This window comes from Qipengyuania sp. B-5, from assembly GCF_056857815.1.
Genome location: NZ_JBSXNU010000021.1, coordinates 17,222 through 31,471 on the forward strand (window position 1 = coordinate 17,222; position 14,250 = coordinate 31,471).

Here is a 14,250-nt window from a genome sequence, read left to right on the forward strand (position 1 = left end):
CCCGCGATGGCAGGGCCGCCAAATCCGACAGATCAATAGCGGTAATGTTCCGGCTTGAACGGACCTTCGACCGGCACGCCGATGTAATCCGCCTGTTCCTGGCTGAGCTTCGTCAGCTGGACGCCGAGCTTGTCGAGATGGAGCGCAGCCACCTTCTCGTCGAGCTTCTTGGGCAGGACGTAGACGTCGTTCTCGTATTCGTCGGTGTTCTTCCACAGCTCGATCTGGGCCAGCACCTGGTTGGTGAAGGAGCAGCTCATTACGAAGCTGGGGTGGCCGGTGGCGCAGGCGAGGTTCACGAGACGGCCCTTGGCCAGCACGATGATTTCCTTGCCATCGGGGAACTTGACCAGGTCGGTGCCCGGCTTGAGCTCGGTCCATTCGTAATTGTCCAGCGCGGAGATCTGGATCTCGCTGTCGAAGTGACCGATGTTGCACACGATGCTCATCGGCTTCATCGCCTTCATGTGCTCGGCGGTGATCACGTCTTCATTGCCAGTGGTGGTGACGAAGATGTCGGCCCGCTTCACGGCCTCTTCCATCGTCACGACTTCATAGCCTTCCATCGCCGCCTGCAGCGCGCAGATCGGATCGATTTCGGTCACAAGCACGCGCGCGCCGCCATTGCGGAGCGACTGGGCCGAACCCTTGCCGACATCGCCGTATCCGGCAACGCAGGCAACCTTGCCCGAAAGCATGACATCGGTCGCACGGCGGATCGCGTCGACCAGCGATTCGCGGCAGCCATAGAGGTTGTCGAACTTCGACTTGGTCACGCTGTCGTTCACGTTGATCGCGGGGAACGGCAGCTTGCCCTGCTTGGCGAGGTGGTAGAGGCGGTGGACGCCGGTGGTGGTCTCTTCCGACACGCCCTTGATCGCCTTGACCGACTTGGTGAGATAACCCGGCTTGCGCTTGAGGAAATCCTTGAGCGCGCGCTGCATCTCGATTTCCTCGGCATTCTGCGGCTCGGGCATCGTTTCACCCGCTTCGATGCGCGCACCCCAGAGGGCGAACATGGTCGCATCGCCGCCATCGTCGAGGATGAGGTTGGCGGTGAGGTCTTCGTCAGCCTCGGTGGACCAGTCGAAGATCTTGCCGACATAGTCCCAGTAATCGGCCAGGCTTTCACCCTTCACTGCAAAGACCGGGATGTCCTGCGCTGCTATGGCTGCGGCGGCATGGTCCTGCGTCGAGAAGATGTTGCAGGTCGCCCAGCGCACTTCGGCGCCCAGCGCAACCAGCGTTTCGATTAGCACGGCGGTCTGGATGGTCATATGGAGCGAGCCGACGATGCGCGCGCCCTTGAGCGGCTGCGCCGCGCCATATTCCTCGCGCGTGGCCATCAGGCCCGGCATTTCGGTTTCGGCGATGCGGATTTCCTCGCGGCCGTAATTGGCGAGGCTGATATCCTTGATGACGTAATCGGTGAACTGGGCCACGTAATGCTCCTGAAACTGTGCGACGCCATGCATGCGCCAATCGCGGCGTGCCCTAGCGATATGGCCTCCATGACGCAAATATAAAGATATCTTTATATGCTGGGTGGTTGTCGCACGCGTCACATGCCGTATATCGGGCACGGAACGGGAAGTTTACGAAAGGATATTGCGTGATGACGATTTCGGTGGGTGACACACTGCCCGACGTGAAGCTGGTCAAGGCGACCGCCGACGGGCCCGAACAGGTTCAATCTTCCGACTATTTCAAGGGCAAGACCGTGGCGCTGTTCGCGGTGCCGGGTGCGTTTACCCCCACCTGCTCCGCCAAGCATCTGCCCGGCTATGTCGAGAAGGCAGAAGAGCTGAAGGCGAAGGGGGTCGACGAAATCGTCGCCACCGCAGTCAACGATGCCTTCGTGATGGGCGCCTGGAACAAGTCGGCCGGCAGCGAGGACATCACCGTCCTGGCCGACGGCAATGGCGAATTCGCCAAGGCCACCGGCCTCGATACGGATTTCTCCGGCTTCGGCATGGGCCATCGCAGCCAGCGTTATTCGATGCTCGTCGAAGACGGCGTCGTGAAGCAGCTCAATGTCGAGGCACCGGGCGATTTCTCGGTCTCCAGCGCGGAGCACATGCTCGGCCAGTTGTAGGCCGCCCAACCGGCGCGGATTGCCGCCGACCGGGTATCTTATCGACAATCGCAGAGGGGCGGGCCGCATCGGTCCGCCCTTTTCGTTTGCAGGCCCAAGCGCTCCCGACATTCCGAGATCCACCGACACATCGACCGCGCAACGCTTCTCCCAAACCCGTGACCTTTCACAGGTTTCCTTGTTTTTCAAGATATTGGCGGCGTTTTTCGCGAAGGCGATGTGACTTTTCAAAATGGGGCCGGTCCATGTCCTGTTCTTTGCGTGTGCCAAGGTTCGCGGCAGCGCGGCACACTGGCCGCACGCAACTTCGGCCCATATTGCCAAGCCTCAAAATCCTGGAACAGGCCCCGCATTACCGCGGGGCGCGCGTGTAGGACAGAGGCGTCAGACGGCACAGCTGACGGACGGCGATCCACGCTTTGCGCCCTCGCCGGTTCTGCTAGCCGGAAGCGAAAACACCCACCGCATAACCCCGTCGCCCCGAGCCTGACCCGGGGCCGGTGCTTCACTTCAATCCTGCCGACGAAAAGAAGCACCACCCCGGATCAAGTGTGCTTTGCACAGCTTCGCTTCCCGGGGTGACGTATGGTCTGCTTTGGGGTGTATTCCGTTGAAAAAGTCCCCGCTGGCTGCGCTGGTTTAAGGTTCTAGATCGAGGGCGAGTGAGGCCGATGCCTCTCTCAGGCGGTGGCGAGGCCCGGCATGGGCCGCATCTTGGCCAGTTTCCGTAGGTTCTGGGCTGCGGCGGCGAGGTGGAACTCGTCTTTTGCTCCGTTGGGACCACGCAGACGCAAGCGGTCCAGCTTCAGGATCCGCTTGAGGTGCGCAAAGAGCATTTCGACCTTCTTTCGCTGGCGGCATGAGACGAGATATGCGTCACTTTTGGAGATATCGCGTGCCAGGTCGCGTGCGCCTTCGTGGACCGAGCGCACGACCTTGCGGGTCGCCGTGCGGGGTGCGCAGCGCTGCTTGAGATTGCATGCCTGACAGTCCTTCTGGCTCGCACGGTAGCGGATGAAGCCATCGGCATTGGCCAGCGGGCGCGGGGCCTTGAAGTTGCGGTTGGATGGTCTCAGCCGCTTTCCGCCAGGGCAGAGGTAACTGTCGTCCTCGGCGTCATAGGTAAAGTCGGACCGCGCGAGGGTGCCGTCGCTGCGTGCAGACTTGTCGAACACGGGGATATGGGGCTCGATACCCTTGTCCTCGACCAGCCAGGCAAGGTTCGGCGCCGAGCCATAAGCAGTGTCGGCCACGAGCTTCTCGGGCCACAAGCCAAAGCGTTCCTGCGTTCGCTCGATCATCCTTCGCTGCGCAAGCACCTCGGCCTGCCGCACCGATGTCGTTGCCTCCACATCGACAATCACCGCGTGATCGAGGTCGATCAGATAGTTGGTGGAGTAGGAGTAGAAAGCCGCATCGCGCGTCGCCGCAGTCCAGCGCGCCGCTGGATCGGTCAGGCTGACCCGCTTCGGCTCGACAGGCGTTGCTCCGCCGAAGGCTGCATCATCGAGCACCTCGAGATACTCAGCGACCGCACGACCGACAGCTTCGGGCGGGAGCCCCTCTTCTCCCGGTACCGAACGCTGGCGGTGGACATCGGCGCGGATCAGGCTCGCATCGACCGCGAAGCCTTCTGCTCCCACCAGTCCTTCTCTCATGCAGCGCTCGACGGTCATCTCGAACAGCTTGCGCAGCAGGTCGCTGTCGCGGAACCGGCCGTGCCGGTTCTTGGAGAAGGTGGAGTGATCGGGCACTGACCCATCGAGATCGAGCCGGCAGAACCAGCGATAGGCTAGGTTGAGGTGCACCTCCTCGCACAAGCGGCGCTCCGAGCGTATGCCCATGCAATAGCCAATGAGGAGCATCCGGATCATTAGCTCAGGATCAACCGAAGGCCGCCCGGTCGAGCTGTAGAACGGCTTCAGGTGCTCTCGGATACCCGTCAGATCGACGAACCGGTCAACCGAGCGCAGCAGGTGATCCTGCGGCACATGATCCTCAATGCGGAAGCTGTAGAACAGCGCCTCCTGCATCACCGTCCGCTCGCCCATCATCAGTCAGTCTCCGCGTGGTTGCAGAAACACTGGAGCCGAAGGCGTGCAGAGCACAATCAATAGTTTAGCACCGCTGCAAGAGGGAGTTTTTCAACAGAATAGCGTCGTAAACGGACAGTCCGCAATCGGCCCCGCGCCCCGCCTCTTCAACCATATCCCATCAGCTTCAGCACCTCTTCGCGGCTGCGTGGATCGTCGAGGAAGGTGCCCATCATGCGGCTGGTGACCATGCCGACGCCGGGCGTGCGCACGCCGCGGGCGGTCATGCAGCTGTGCTGGGCATCGATGACCACGGCCACGCCCTGCGGCTTGAGATGTTCCCAGATGCAATCGGCCACTTCGGCGGTCAGCCGTTCCTGCACCTGCAGGCGCCGGGCAAAACCGTGGAGCACGCGGGCCAGCTTTGAAATACCCACCACCCGGTCATTCGGCAGATAGGCGATGGCCGCCTTGCCGATGATCGGCGCCATGTGGTGTTCGCAATGCGACTGGAACGGGATGTCTTTCAGAAGAACAATCTCGTTGTACCCGCCGACTTCCTCGAACACACGGTCCAGGTGCACGGCGGGATCCTCGTCATAGCCGACGCAATATTCCTTCCACGCACGCGCGACGCGCTGGGGCGTATCGAGAAGGCCTTCACGGGTCGTGTCGTCCCCCGTCCATTCGATCAGGGTACGGATTGCATCCTGAACGTGCTGCGGCACGGGCGGTTTGCCGCGGGGATCGTCCTCATCGGGTCCTATAAGGCTACTCACTTGCCGTTTTTCCTCCTGAACCTGGAGCGAAAGCGCTCGAGGCGGGATCCCTTGCGGAAAAGACCACCCTTTGCAAACGGCTCGAACATATCATCCGGATGTTCGGGGTCGAGCAATCCGCTTTCGGCGAGCTTTTCTTCGGCGCCATTGAGCTCCGGTGGATGATAGCGGAGGAGGTTGCGCCCGTCCTCGGTAATCGAATGATCGATGACGGCCGCCATCGAACCGTACCGTTCGAGCAATTCGCCGATCTCGCCTTCGTCCAGCCCGCAATGTTCGGCCAGCAAGGACAGGCGGATCTTCTCGATCGCCGCGGAGGCATGCTCATTGCCCTCGCGATCGCAGTCGACGAAGACATCGCATTCGCTGTCCAGCCCCATCGAACGGTTGTTCATATTTGCCGACCCGATGCGGAATATCCGGTCGTCGACGATCATTACCTTGGCATGGACGTAGATCGGTGTCGTGCCCGTGTAAGGGTTCCAGATGCTGAACCTGCCCTTGTGATCGGCTTCGGATATGCTCCTGACGAATTCTGCGCGCGCATGATCCATCGCCTGCTGTTCGAGCCAGCCGTCGGCATTGCGGGGATGCACGATAACGATTTCCGGCGGATCATCCTCGGTCATCCTTTCGCAGATGGCCTCGCATATGGCGCGCGAGGCGAAGTACTGGCTTTCGGCATAGATGAACTTCCTTGCGCGCCTGATGTGTTCGGCGAACAGATGCTCGATCTCCCTGACCGCTTCCCAGTCGCGATAGGCTGCGCGTGTGCGCGCTATGCCGATTTCCACATTCTCGAAGTCTGCTTTCAGACCATCGGGCCACAGACTGTCCTCACGCGCCTGGATCGGCAGGAGCGGCGTGCCTCCGGCGCGGATCCATCGATCGCGCCCCAGATCGCTCAATGCGTCGGCGATTTCGCCTTCCATCATCATGGATGCATCGTGCCAGGGTCCATATTCGTGACCGTTCGGCGTAGTGCGATGTTCGTCCGTTTCCTTGTGCTCGCGCGTGTCCCAGCGCTTTATCGTCATGTCGATCCCGCCGCACACCGCAAGCCGGTTGTCGAGAACGGCAATTTTCTGGTGATGGCTGCATCCGGTCGGGTGGGCGCTGTCGAACTTGAAGTCGATCCGGCGATGGCGGGCCCAGCGCACGAGATCCCACCACATCGATCCGCGCACCACGAATTTGAAAACCCCGAAGCTCCATTTCAGGATGCGGATTTCGAGCGTCGGCCGATGCCGCACCAGCCAGCCGATGAAGCTGCCAAGGCGAACGGGATATTTGTCCGTGTAGCTTCGCTGCCACCAGCGCCGCCCTTCGGCCAGGTGGATGCGCGTGTCGAAATCCCAGCCGATCAGGAATATGCGGTGGCGCGCGTTCAGCATCGCGGCCTGCATGGCGGCGAAATAATCCGCCGCGTCGATCAGTACCGCTGCGCGCTCCACCTTCGCATAACGCCAGACGCTGGGCGATTCGCCGTCCTCAAGACGGGATACCCGTTCCGGATCGGGCGTTTCCTCGCCCGGCTTTTCGGCCCCCTCCTCCAGCATGCCTATTCCTTGGCATCCTCTTTCTTTTCGGGAGTGATCTCCGCCTCGGACTTCTCCTCTTTCTTGCGTCGCTCGAAGACCGAGCGCATGTGCTCCATGTCTTCTTCGGTCAGATGTTTGGCGAAATCGGGGAAGTGGTCCTGCTCTTCCTCGTCGATATGGTGACGATAGTCGTGGTCGAAGGTCTTGAACTTCGTCAGCCATCCGCCTTCGGACATATCGGTTGCGGCAAGATCGTTCAGCGCTTCCTCGATCTCGTGATGCTCGGCCACCGAATGCCGCGTTTCGTCCGTGGTCGGCGGCTTGCGCAGCATGGTCGAATAAAGCGCCTGCTCTTCGGCCGAAGCGTGGCTCTTGAGCTCCTTCGTCAGTTCTTCGAACAGGGATTTGCGCTCGCCGCTGTCGCCGCTCGTTTCAAGCAGCTTGTCGAGCAGGGCGCGATGCCTGTCATGATCCTGTTTGAGTCGATCGAAGATTTCCCGAGAGTCGGTCATTGATGCTGTTCTCCTTTGCATTGAGAACAGGCAGGGGCTCGCCGGGTTCCGCTGTTGCTTGAAGCGAGGTGCAGATAAGCTCATATCCCCGGCATGATGCACTCGAAAGACGGCCCCACCCCGGCGCAGATGCAGCAGATGGCCGAGGCGGTCGTCGCTTCGCTGCCGGACGAATTCCGTGTGCAGATGGGAGACATCGTGCTGCGGGTGGAGGATTTCGCGACGCCGGAGCAACTGGCGGCTGTGGACCTCGACGACAAATGGGAGCTGAGCGGGCTTTACGAAGGGGAGGCGCTGCCCGACCGGTCGATCTGGCAGAGCCACCGCATGCCCGCCCGGATCTGGCTGTTTCGCGAACCGCTGATCGCCGAATGGCGCGAAACCGGCGTGCGGATGGACGATCTGGTGCGGCACGTCGTGATCCACGAGGCCGGGCATCATTTCGGATTCAGCGACGAGGACATGCACGCGTTGGAACAAAGCGCGGACTAGGGTTTGCGCTTTGGAAAGGGGAAGGATTGGGCCGGTCGCTTCGCGCCCCCCCTCTCCGCCACAGCACGGCTTCGATTCCGAATTTCGAACTTTCCATACGGCAGAACCATTAAAGGCCACCCCTTTTGCAAGGGATGGCCTTTAATGGCGCGCCAGGAAGGATTCGAACCTCCGACCGCCTGATTCGTAGTCAGGTACTCTATCCAGCTGAGCTACTGGCGCGTTGGAGGGCGGCACATAGGCAGGTGCTCCGCCCTTGGCAACACCTAATCCGGCATTTTTGCAAAGAGAGATTGCACCAGCTCACGGTCGAGCGGCGGCTTGTCGAGAGCTTCGATCTGTCGCGGAGTAAACCAGCCGATCGTCCCCCCTTCCATCGCCCGGGGCTCGCAGCCGGGCTGGCGGCATGTGTAAAGAAGAATGACAATCGGGCATTCATGGGCCGCACCATCTTCCTGGGCGAATGCCGCGGGCGTCAGGCGATCCGCCTCCAGGGCTATATCGAGCTCCTCGCGAATTTCGCGGACCAGCGCATTTACCGGCGTTTCGCCGGTTTCGACCTTCCCGCCCGGGAACTCCCAGAGCCCGCCGTGATGCTTGTGCTTCGGGCGTTTGTGCATCAGCCAGCGTCCTTCGGCATCGCCAAGAGCGAGCGCGACAACGGGTGTCCATGTCGGATTATTTTCCAAAACGATCCTGCCTCGCAACTTTTTCTTAAGACCTGCCGGATTACCCAATGAGTGTCAGCTACGAATTGACATTGGGGGCAAGTCGAGTGGTCCATTTTCTGAAAAGACTGGAACGCGATGAAAACGGCGCCACCGCTGTCGAATACGGGCTGATCCTCGCGCTGATTTTCTTCGCGATAATGGGAGCAGTCGAAGCCTTCGGACAAGAGACGATTGAAATGTGGAATAACATTTCTTCGCAAGTCGGGTCGGCGGGAGATTAATTCCCATTTGGTCAAGAATTACGCCGATCCGGTTACGAATTGTCAACCAGTCGGCGTCAGAACGAGGATAGCTCAAGCCGTCTGGACGCGGCGAGAGTCGGGTACCGAAGACTGAACCAGGAGACTACACATGAAGTTCATCAAAAAGCTGCGCCAGAACGAAGAAGGCGCAACCGCTATCGAATACGGCCTGATCGCTGCTCTGATCGCCGTCGCTGCCATGACCGCCATGGGCGCTCTGGGCACCGAGCTTACCGAAACCTTCACGACCGTGAAGGATACGATGTCGACGGCGAACAACGCCGGCGTCTGATCGACTGGCCTAGCCAAAAAGAAAGGCGGCGGGGGAAACCTCGCCGCCTTTTCTCTTATTCGCCTACAATTCGCGACGAACAGTGCGTGATATTACCTTCCCCGCACCACGATCTTGACCTTCTGTCCGGCGCTGACGCCCTGGCCCGATGACAGGCCGTTGAGGACACGGAAGCGTTCTTCCTGCGCATCCGAATAGGCCATGCGGCGGGCAAGCGAGCTTACGGTGTCGCCGCGCTGCACCGTAACGACATCCAGAACGCGCGGCACCACATTTGCAGCTTCCTGCTGCGTGATGCGGCGCATGGAAGCGAACATCTGGTTGAACGTGCTGGCCCGGCCGGCCGGGGTAATCGCGAGGAAATGATAAGCCCGGTCGTTCGAGAATTCATAAGCGAAGACCGTCACGTCAACCTGCCCGCTGCTGCCGTTGACGCGCGCAGTACCATAAGCGGCAGGTAGACCGTTCACCGTCGTCGTCTGGATATTCGCCGGACGGATCTGTTGCTGCTGGCTCAGACCCGCAAAGACGCTGTTCACATAGGTCTGCAAATTGCCGTTATACTGGGCCATCGTAAACTGGGCTTTGCCGCTCTGGCCGTTGACGGTCACGGCAGTGGTGCCATTGACCATGTAGAAGCCTTGCGGTGCCTGGAAGGACAGGCGCAGATCCGGATGAATGAACTGGCGGCCCTCGACGATACCCTGTGCGGGATCGTCGCCATAGGTCAGCCCGTCGATCCGGCTAAGGAACGTGTCACGGTTGGTCACACCGGTCATGCCCTGTGCCCGGCTGAGGGCGGACTGCACCCGGCTGGCGGGATCGGGGTGGGTCGACGCCCATTCGGGCATCCGCGCATCGTCGCGTCCTTGCAGCCGCGCATCAAGCGCATTCTGTGCGGCCAGGCTGGCAAGCACTGTCGCCATGGCTCGAGGATCGTAACCGGCAGAATTCAGGTATTCGATACCCTTGACGTCGGCCTCGAGCTCCTGGCTGCGGGAAAACTTCAGCGTCAGCATCTGCGAGCCTTGCAGTGCGGCCTGGCCGATCTGCTGACCAAGCGGGTTGCTGCCGAGCAGCACGCTGGAAAGGATCGCCGCACCAACGCCGAGTAGTTGATTCTGCGTGGCAGTCTGTTGTCGACGCTGCGAATGACGCAGCGCGACGTGGGCGACTTCGTGGCCGAGTACGCCCGCCAGTTCCGCCTCGTTGTTCATCAGCGCGACGAGCTGACGCGTGGTGTAAACATAGCCGCCCGGAATCGCGAAGGCGTTGTTTACCGGGCTGTTGACGAGGCTTACCGTAAAGCTTTCCCGCGCATTGCCGAGACCGGACTGGACGGCGATATTCTGGCCGACCTGCTCGACATATTGTGCCTGCGGGCCGGTCATCGCGCCACCGAATTCCGCGAGCAGCTGCGGGTGCGCTTCCGCGCCGATCTGGGCTTCGCTCTGCGTGATCGGTTCCGATGCGCCGGGTATATTTCCGCCCCCGGGCAGGGCGGCACAACCCCCGAGAGCAAGCGATAGCGTGGCGGTCGAGGCGGCGGCGAGTGACTTGAAGCTGGGCATTTAGGTAGGCTCCCCTTTTTGCAGACGCACGGACAAATGCCCTCACGCCCGTAAGTTCTGTCTATGGAAGGAGAAACTTGGCGGGCGAACGCTTGTTCCCGTCGCCTGTCTGCCGATGTTCAGCCTGCGATCTGCAGGAAACGTTCCTCTCGCATGCGCTTCAGCTCATCGCCGGAGTTGCGCGACAACATATCGAGTTCTTCGCCGATTGCATCGCCAAGTGCCTTGGCCGCTGCCCGCGGATCGCGATGGGCACCGCCGACGGGCTCTTTCACGATACGGTCGATCACGCCGAGCTTTTCGAGGTTCTGGGCGGTGATCTTCATCGCTTCGGCAGCATCGGGTGCCTTTTCGGCCGTGCGCCAGAGGATGGAGGCGCAGCCTTCGGGAGAGATAACCGAGTAAACGGCGTGTTCGAACATCAGTACGCGTTCGGCACTTGCCAGCGCGACTGCGCCCCCCGAGCCGCCCTCGCCCACGATGCTCGCCACCATTGGGACAGGAAGGGCAAGGCAGGCTTCGGTCGACCGGGCGATTGCCTCGGCCTGTCCGCGCTCTTCGGCCTCGACCCCGGGGAATGCCCCCGAAGTATCGACCAGCGTGACGACCGGCAGGCCGAAACGCCCGGCCAGTTCCATCAGCCTGATCGCCTTGCGATAGCCTTCGGGTTTGCCCATGCCGAAATTGTGCCGGATACGGCTGGCGGTATCGTTCCCCTTTTCGTGCCCGATCAGCACGACCTTGCGGCCATTCAGCTTCGCAAAGCCGCCCATGATCGCTTCGTCTTCGCCGAAGGCACGGTCCCCGCCCAGCGGCATGAATTCTTCGAAAGCATGCTCGACATAATCGCGAAAATGCGGGCGCGATGGATGCCGCGCGACTTGCGTCTTCTGCCACGGTGTCAGCGATTCGTAAGTGCTTTCGAGCAGCGCAGCGCTCTTCGCCTCGAGCCTTTTCAGCTCGTTAGAGATATCGACTTCGTCGCCTTCGGAAGCTGCCCGCAGTTCGGCAATGCGCTGTTCGAGTTCGGCGACCGGCTTTTCGAATTCAAGATAGGAAATCATCGCAAGTCCGCTAGTCGCTGCGGCGCAGCTGTGCAAGCGGGTGGCGCTCATTGACCAGCTTCACCAACCGTGAAGCATCCACATGGGTGTATATCTGCGTGGTGGCAATATCGGCATGGCCGAGCAGCGTCTGCAAGGCGCGTAAATCCGCCCCTCCCTCGAGCAGGTGTGTGGCGAAGGCGTGGCGCAGCACATGCGGGCTCAGCTTTTCGGGCGGCAGGTCAGCACGCACTGCCAGCTGCTTCAGCAACTGGTAGAGACGGATGCGCGTCAGGTGGCTGTTGCGCGATGGGAACAGGTAGCGTGAACCCGATGGACGGATCGCCAGCCATCGTCCGAGCGCGTGCCGCGCCCGTCTGCTGACGGGGACCAGCCGGGCCTGCCCGCCCTTCCCGGTCACGGTCAGGAAAGGTTCGTCCCGGGGGACGGCCGACAAGGGGAGCGAGACGAGCTCGGTCGCGCGCAGGCCCGAGCCGTAGAGAAGCTCTAGCATTACGAGCAGGCGCACGGCATCGGGACGGTCGCTCGCAGCCTCGTCTTCGGCGCGGAGGAACAATGCCTCGACCTGCGCATGGGTTAGAATCTTCGGCAATGGCCTGCGCGGCACCGGGCGTGGCAGGGCATGGGTCGGATCGTCCTCCCGTTCGCCCTCGTCCACCAGAAACCCGAAGAACTGGCGAAGCGCCGAAACCTTGCGCGCCACCGTGGAAGGCGCCAGCGAAGACCAGCCCTGTGCCAGTTTCGCCAATTGTGCAGGTGACGCTTCGGCCAGTTTCGCGCCCAGCATTTCTTCCGCCTGATTCAAGTCCCGGCCATAAGCGAGCAACGTGTTTCGCGCTGCTCCACGCTCTGCAGCGAGCATGGCGAGGAAATCGTCGATCCCGCTCACGCTAGGCGCGCGCGACCGCCTCCGCGGCGATCATCCGGGCCTCTGCTTCGAGCCCCACGCGATTGAGGGCCGACACGATTTGATAGAGATGGCGGGATGTCATCTGTTCCCAGCCGGTGCCCTGCATCCCCAATCCCGCGAGGATTGCGACCAGCGCCGGATTGTCGGCCTGTGCCGCCTTGTCGATCATCACCGTCCAGGCGGTCGGCGCCGAAAGGTTCACGCCGAGGCGGTCACTGTATTCGCCGACATTTCCGGAACCGGTCCGACCGAGCCCTGCGAGCCCGGCGAGCAACATGCGGGATTTCCGCTTGTTCGACGAATCGTCGTCATCGACGAATCCATCGAGCGCGCCATCGGAAACTTCGCCGCCATCGGGGTCGGCCAATGCGAGCAGCGCCCAACCGAGCGAACCTTCATCGACCACGTCAGTCCATCGCAGCGCATCGCGTTCAAGTCCGGCAGTCAGCATGGAGGCGATGAGGCGACCGGCGTCTTCTGCGAAGTCGTCGCTGGGCGTGAGACGCGCGGCTGCATAAGCGGTCAGGACCATGCGCCCATAATCCGCATTGTCTCCGCCCCAGACATCCTTGATCGCAGCCAGCCGGGCGGCGGGCGAAGGATCGACATAGGCGTCGCGCAGGCGCGTGGCAGTGGTCAGTCCGCCCCCCTCTTCGGCCTCTTGCCCGCGCTGGGCGTAAAGCTGCGAATAGAGATCGACCATCGCCTTGGACGAAAGAATACCCGAGGCTGCGGCAACTTCCGCGCCGCGCAACCTCTGGCGGACCGGCAGCGCAGGGATGAGTGCGGAGGATTTCAGGTAATAGGGATCGAGCGTTTCGGACAGGCCTTCGGGAATCGGCTCTCCCAAGGCGTTCGCGAGCGCAAAGCGCCAGGGGTTCATCTGATTGATGCCGTCCCATTCGATGGTCACTGCCCGGCGCCCCTGCCCGGCGGCCCCGGCAAAACGCTGCGCCAGCAGCACATCGATCCGGTCTTCCTCGGTCTGGTTCAGCAAGCGGCGCAGATCGTTCTGGGCGGAGGACGATTCGCCAGCGTAGGCGGCACAGATGCCCTCGAACATCGACCACTGAAGGCCCTCGCCATCGACGCCTTCGAGGCGAACGACGGGACATGCGCCGACGATATCCGCCGTGCCGAGATACGCGCCGAGGGCCGCGTTGGTCAGCGCACCGCTATATTCCGCCGTATCGACATCCTGCACCAAGGCGCGCGCCGCAGCATGTTCGCCCATGGTATTCAGCGTGCTCGCCCGGAGCGCCGCGAATTCGACCGGATCCATGCCCTCGGGCGCGTTGAGACGGCTGGCCAGCGCACGCCGGAGGAGAATATGCCCCCAGCGAGAGATCATCGGCCCTTCGGTCGCACCAAGCGCGGCCCGCACTATCGAAGCTGGCTGGCGCGCGAGAGAACCGGTAGGGAATCCGCCTTCGCGAGGTCCGATCACGCCGATTTCGGTTGTGGCCCGGCGGGCGGCGGGCGGAATGTCGTAGCGCGGCTTCAGGCCGAAGAGTTCGTCCAGTTCCTCGGTGGTCATCGCCTCGAGTTCGGCGACGGAGGGAATGTCTGACAGTTCGACATCCGTGGCTTCGATGGGATCGGATTCGACCGGCAACGGCTGTACCACCTCACCGCTTCCGGCAGGGGCGGCTGGCACGGGTGAGGACGCAGGCGCTGGAGTTGGAGCCGGTGCGGGTGTCGGCGAAGGACTGGGCGCGGGAGTATCGAAGCCCGGCGGCAGGATGCTTTCGGGCGAGCGCTGGGCGAGGACCACCGTGGAAGATAGCGCGAGCGCCGCGCCCGCCAGCAAAATGCCGCGCGTCATAGCGTGCCCTCCGGAATTTCCACCGGCTGGCTGATAGTCCGCAAGGGCTCCTCACCCCCGTCGATCCATGCGGCGATGAGGATTCCGACGATTACCAGCAATCCGACCCACAGAATGCCTGAACGTTTGACGGCCAAGTTTTTCGTATCCTCATGCAATAATC

General features: G+C 61.8%; 15 protein-coding genes and 1 tRNA gene. 4 read left to right on the forward strand and 12 right to left on the reverse strand.

Annotated features, from left to right (window positions below):
* Nucleotides 1-32 precede the first annotated feature (32 nt).
* Nucleotides 33-1,442, reverse strand: a complete 1,410-nt coding sequence (gene ahcY / locus AC13CE_RS01580) for an adenosylhomocysteinase (protein ID WP_482971260.1) — start codon at nucleotides 1,440-1,442, stop codon at nucleotides 33-35.
* Nucleotides 1,443-1,615: 173 nt separating this feature from the next.
* Between ahcY and AC13CE_RS01585 the strand changes: the two genes are divergently transcribed.
* On the forward strand, nucleotides 1,616-2,095 hold the full coding sequence (locus AC13CE_RS01585) for a redoxin family protein (RefSeq protein WP_482971291.1): 480 nt from the start codon (nucleotides 1,616-1,618) through the stop codon (nucleotides 2,093-2,095).
* A 680-nt stretch (nucleotides 2,096-2,775) separates the two neighbouring features.
* Here the strand turns inward: AC13CE_RS01585 and AC13CE_RS01590 are convergent.
* From AC13CE_RS01590 to AC13CE_RS01605, 4 genes are all read right to left on the reverse strand, one after another.
* Nucleotides 2,776-4,149, reverse strand: coding sequence for a transposase (locus AC13CE_RS01590; protein ID WP_482971261.1), 1,374 nt, complete (start codon nucleotides 4,147-4,149; stop codon nucleotides 2,776-2,778).
* A 146-nt stretch (nucleotides 4,150-4,295) separates the two neighbouring features.
* Nucleotides 4,296-4,907 carry a GTP cyclohydrolase I FolE gene (gene folE / locus AC13CE_RS01595; protein WP_482971262.1) on the reverse strand — a complete coding sequence of 204 codons (612 nt, stop codon included), beginning with the start codon at nucleotides 4,905-4,907 and terminating at the stop codon, nucleotides 4,296-4,298.
* Entirely contained in the window at nucleotides 4,904-6,466 is a 1,563-nt protein-coding gene (locus AC13CE_RS01600) for a phospholipase D-like domain-containing protein (protein WP_482971263.1), read from the reverse strand. The genes folE and AC13CE_RS01600 overlap by 4 nt, the downstream gene beginning before the upstream one ends.
* A 2-nt stretch (nucleotides 6,467-6,468) precedes the next feature.
* Nucleotides 6,469-6,960 (reverse strand): hemerythrin domain-containing protein, encoded by a 492-nt coding sequence (locus tag AC13CE_RS01605; RefSeq protein ID WP_221540053.1) that lies wholly within the window; start codon nucleotides 6,958-6,960, stop codon nucleotides 6,469-6,471.
* Between the two features lie 93 nt (nucleotides 6,961-7,053).
* On the opposite strand from AC13CE_RS01605, the gene AC13CE_RS01610 reads away from it, so the two are divergent.
* Nucleotides 7,054-7,452 carry a metallopeptidase family protein gene (locus AC13CE_RS01610; RefSeq protein ID WP_482971264.1) on the forward strand — a complete coding sequence of 133 codons (399 nt, stop codon included), beginning with the start codon at nucleotides 7,054-7,056 and terminating at the stop codon, nucleotides 7,450-7,452.
* A gap of 145 nt (nucleotides 7,453-7,597) precedes the next feature.
* Here AC13CE_RS01610 and AC13CE_RS01615 read toward each other — a convergent pair.
* Together AC13CE_RS01615 and AC13CE_RS01620 are read right to left on the reverse strand one after the other, a co-directional pair.
* Nucleotides 7,598-7,674: transfer RNA gene (locus AC13CE_RS01615), tRNA-Arg, on the reverse strand.
* A gap of 44 nt (nucleotides 7,675-7,718) precedes the next feature.
* A complete protein-coding gene (locus AC13CE_RS01620; protein ID WP_482971265.1) occupies nucleotides 7,719-8,141 on the reverse strand; it encodes a (deoxy)nucleoside triphosphate pyrophosphohydrolase in 423 nt (140 codons plus the stop codon).
* A gap of 47 nt (nucleotides 8,142-8,188) precedes the next feature.
* Between AC13CE_RS01620 and AC13CE_RS01625 the strand changes: the two genes are divergently transcribed.
* Both AC13CE_RS01625 and AC13CE_RS01630 read left to right on the forward strand, forming a co-directional pair.
* Complete coding sequence (locus AC13CE_RS01625; protein ID WP_482971266.1) at nucleotides 8,189-8,404, forward strand: Flp family type IVb pilin; 216 nt, start codon at nucleotides 8,189-8,191, stop codon at nucleotides 8,402-8,404.
* A gap of 130 nt (nucleotides 8,405-8,534) precedes the next feature.
* Nucleotides 8,535-8,717, forward strand: coding sequence for a Flp family type IVb pilin (locus tag AC13CE_RS01630; RefSeq protein WP_482971267.1), 183 nt, complete (start codon nucleotides 8,535-8,537; stop codon nucleotides 8,715-8,717).
* A gap of 92 nt (nucleotides 8,718-8,809) precedes the next feature.
* On the opposite strand, the gene AC13CE_RS01635 is transcribed toward AC13CE_RS01630, so the two are convergent.
* The 5 genes from AC13CE_RS01635 to AC13CE_RS01655 all read right to left on the reverse strand — a co-directional run bounded on the left by AC13CE_RS01635 (nucleotide 8,810) and on the right by AC13CE_RS01655 (nucleotide 14,224).
* Complete coding sequence (locus tag AC13CE_RS01635; protein ID WP_482971268.1) at nucleotides 8,810-10,288, reverse strand: M48 family metalloprotease; 1,479 nt, start codon at nucleotides 10,286-10,288, stop codon at nucleotides 8,810-8,812.
* A gap of 119 nt (nucleotides 10,289-10,407) precedes the next feature.
* Complete coding sequence (locus AC13CE_RS01640) at nucleotides 10,408-11,352, reverse strand: acetyl-CoA carboxylase carboxyltransferase subunit alpha (RefSeq protein WP_221540064.1); 945 nt, start codon at nucleotides 11,350-11,352, stop codon at nucleotides 10,408-10,410.
* Nucleotides 11,353-11,362: 10 nt separating this feature from the next.
* Nucleotides 11,363-12,241 (reverse strand): tyrosine recombinase, encoded by an 879-nt coding sequence (locus tag AC13CE_RS01645; protein WP_482971269.1) that lies wholly within the window; start codon nucleotides 12,239-12,241, stop codon nucleotides 11,363-11,365.
* A 1-nt stretch (nucleotide 12,242) separates the two neighbouring features.
* Nucleotides 12,243-14,087: a hypothetical protein gene (locus AC13CE_RS01650; protein ID WP_482971270.1), complete on the reverse strand. Its 1,845-nt coding sequence runs from the start codon at nucleotides 14,085-14,087 to the stop codon at nucleotides 12,243-12,245.
* Entirely contained in the window at nucleotides 14,084-14,224 is a 141-nt protein-coding gene (locus tag AC13CE_RS01655; RefSeq protein ID WP_221540071.1) for a hypothetical protein, read from the reverse strand. The genes AC13CE_RS01650 and AC13CE_RS01655 overlap by 4 nt, the downstream gene beginning before the upstream one ends.
* Nucleotides 14,225-14,250 lie beyond the last annotated feature (26 nt).

Bases quoted from the DNA above. Each gene is read 5' to 3' on its own strand.
- AC13CE_RS01635 (WP_482971268.1), bottom strand. From the start codon at position 10,288: ATGCCCAGCTTCAAGTCACTCGCCGCCGCCTCGACCGCCACGCTATCG.
- AC13CE_RS01585 (WP_482971291.1), top strand. From the start codon at position 1,616: ATGACGATTTCGGTGGGTGACACACTGCCCGACGTGAAGCTGGTCAAG.
- AC13CE_RS01630 (WP_482971267.1), top strand. From the start codon at position 8,535: ATGAAGTTCATCAAAAAGCTGCGCCAGAACGAAGAAGGCGCAACCGCT.
- AC13CE_RS01610 (WP_482971264.1), top strand. From the start codon at position 7,054: ATGATGCACTCGAAAGACGGCCCCACCCCGGCGCAGATGCAGCAGATG.
- AC13CE_RS01625 (WP_482971266.1), top strand. From the start codon at position 8,189: ATGAGTGTCAGCTACGAATTGACATTGGGGGCAAGTCGAGTGGTCCAT.
- AC13CE_RS01600 (WP_482971263.1), bottom strand. From the start codon at position 6,466: ATGCTGGAGGAGGGGGCCGAAAAGCCGGGCGAGGAAACGCCCGATCCG.
- AC13CE_RS01650 (WP_482971270.1), bottom strand. From the start codon at position 14,087: ATGACGCGCGGCATTTTGCTGGCGGGCGCGGCGCTCGCGCTATCTTCC.
- AC13CE_RS01590 (WP_482971261.1), bottom strand. From the start codon at position 4,149: ATGATGGGCGAGCGGACGGTGATGCAGGAGGCGCTGTTCTACAGCTTC.
- AC13CE_RS01640 (WP_221540064.1), bottom strand. From the start codon at position 11,352: ATGATTTCCTATCTTGAATTCGAAAAGCCGGTCGCCGAACTCGAACAG.
- AC13CE_RS01605 (WP_221540053.1), bottom strand. From the start codon at position 6,960: ATGACCGACTCTCGGGAAATCTTCGATCGACTCAAACAGGATCATGAC.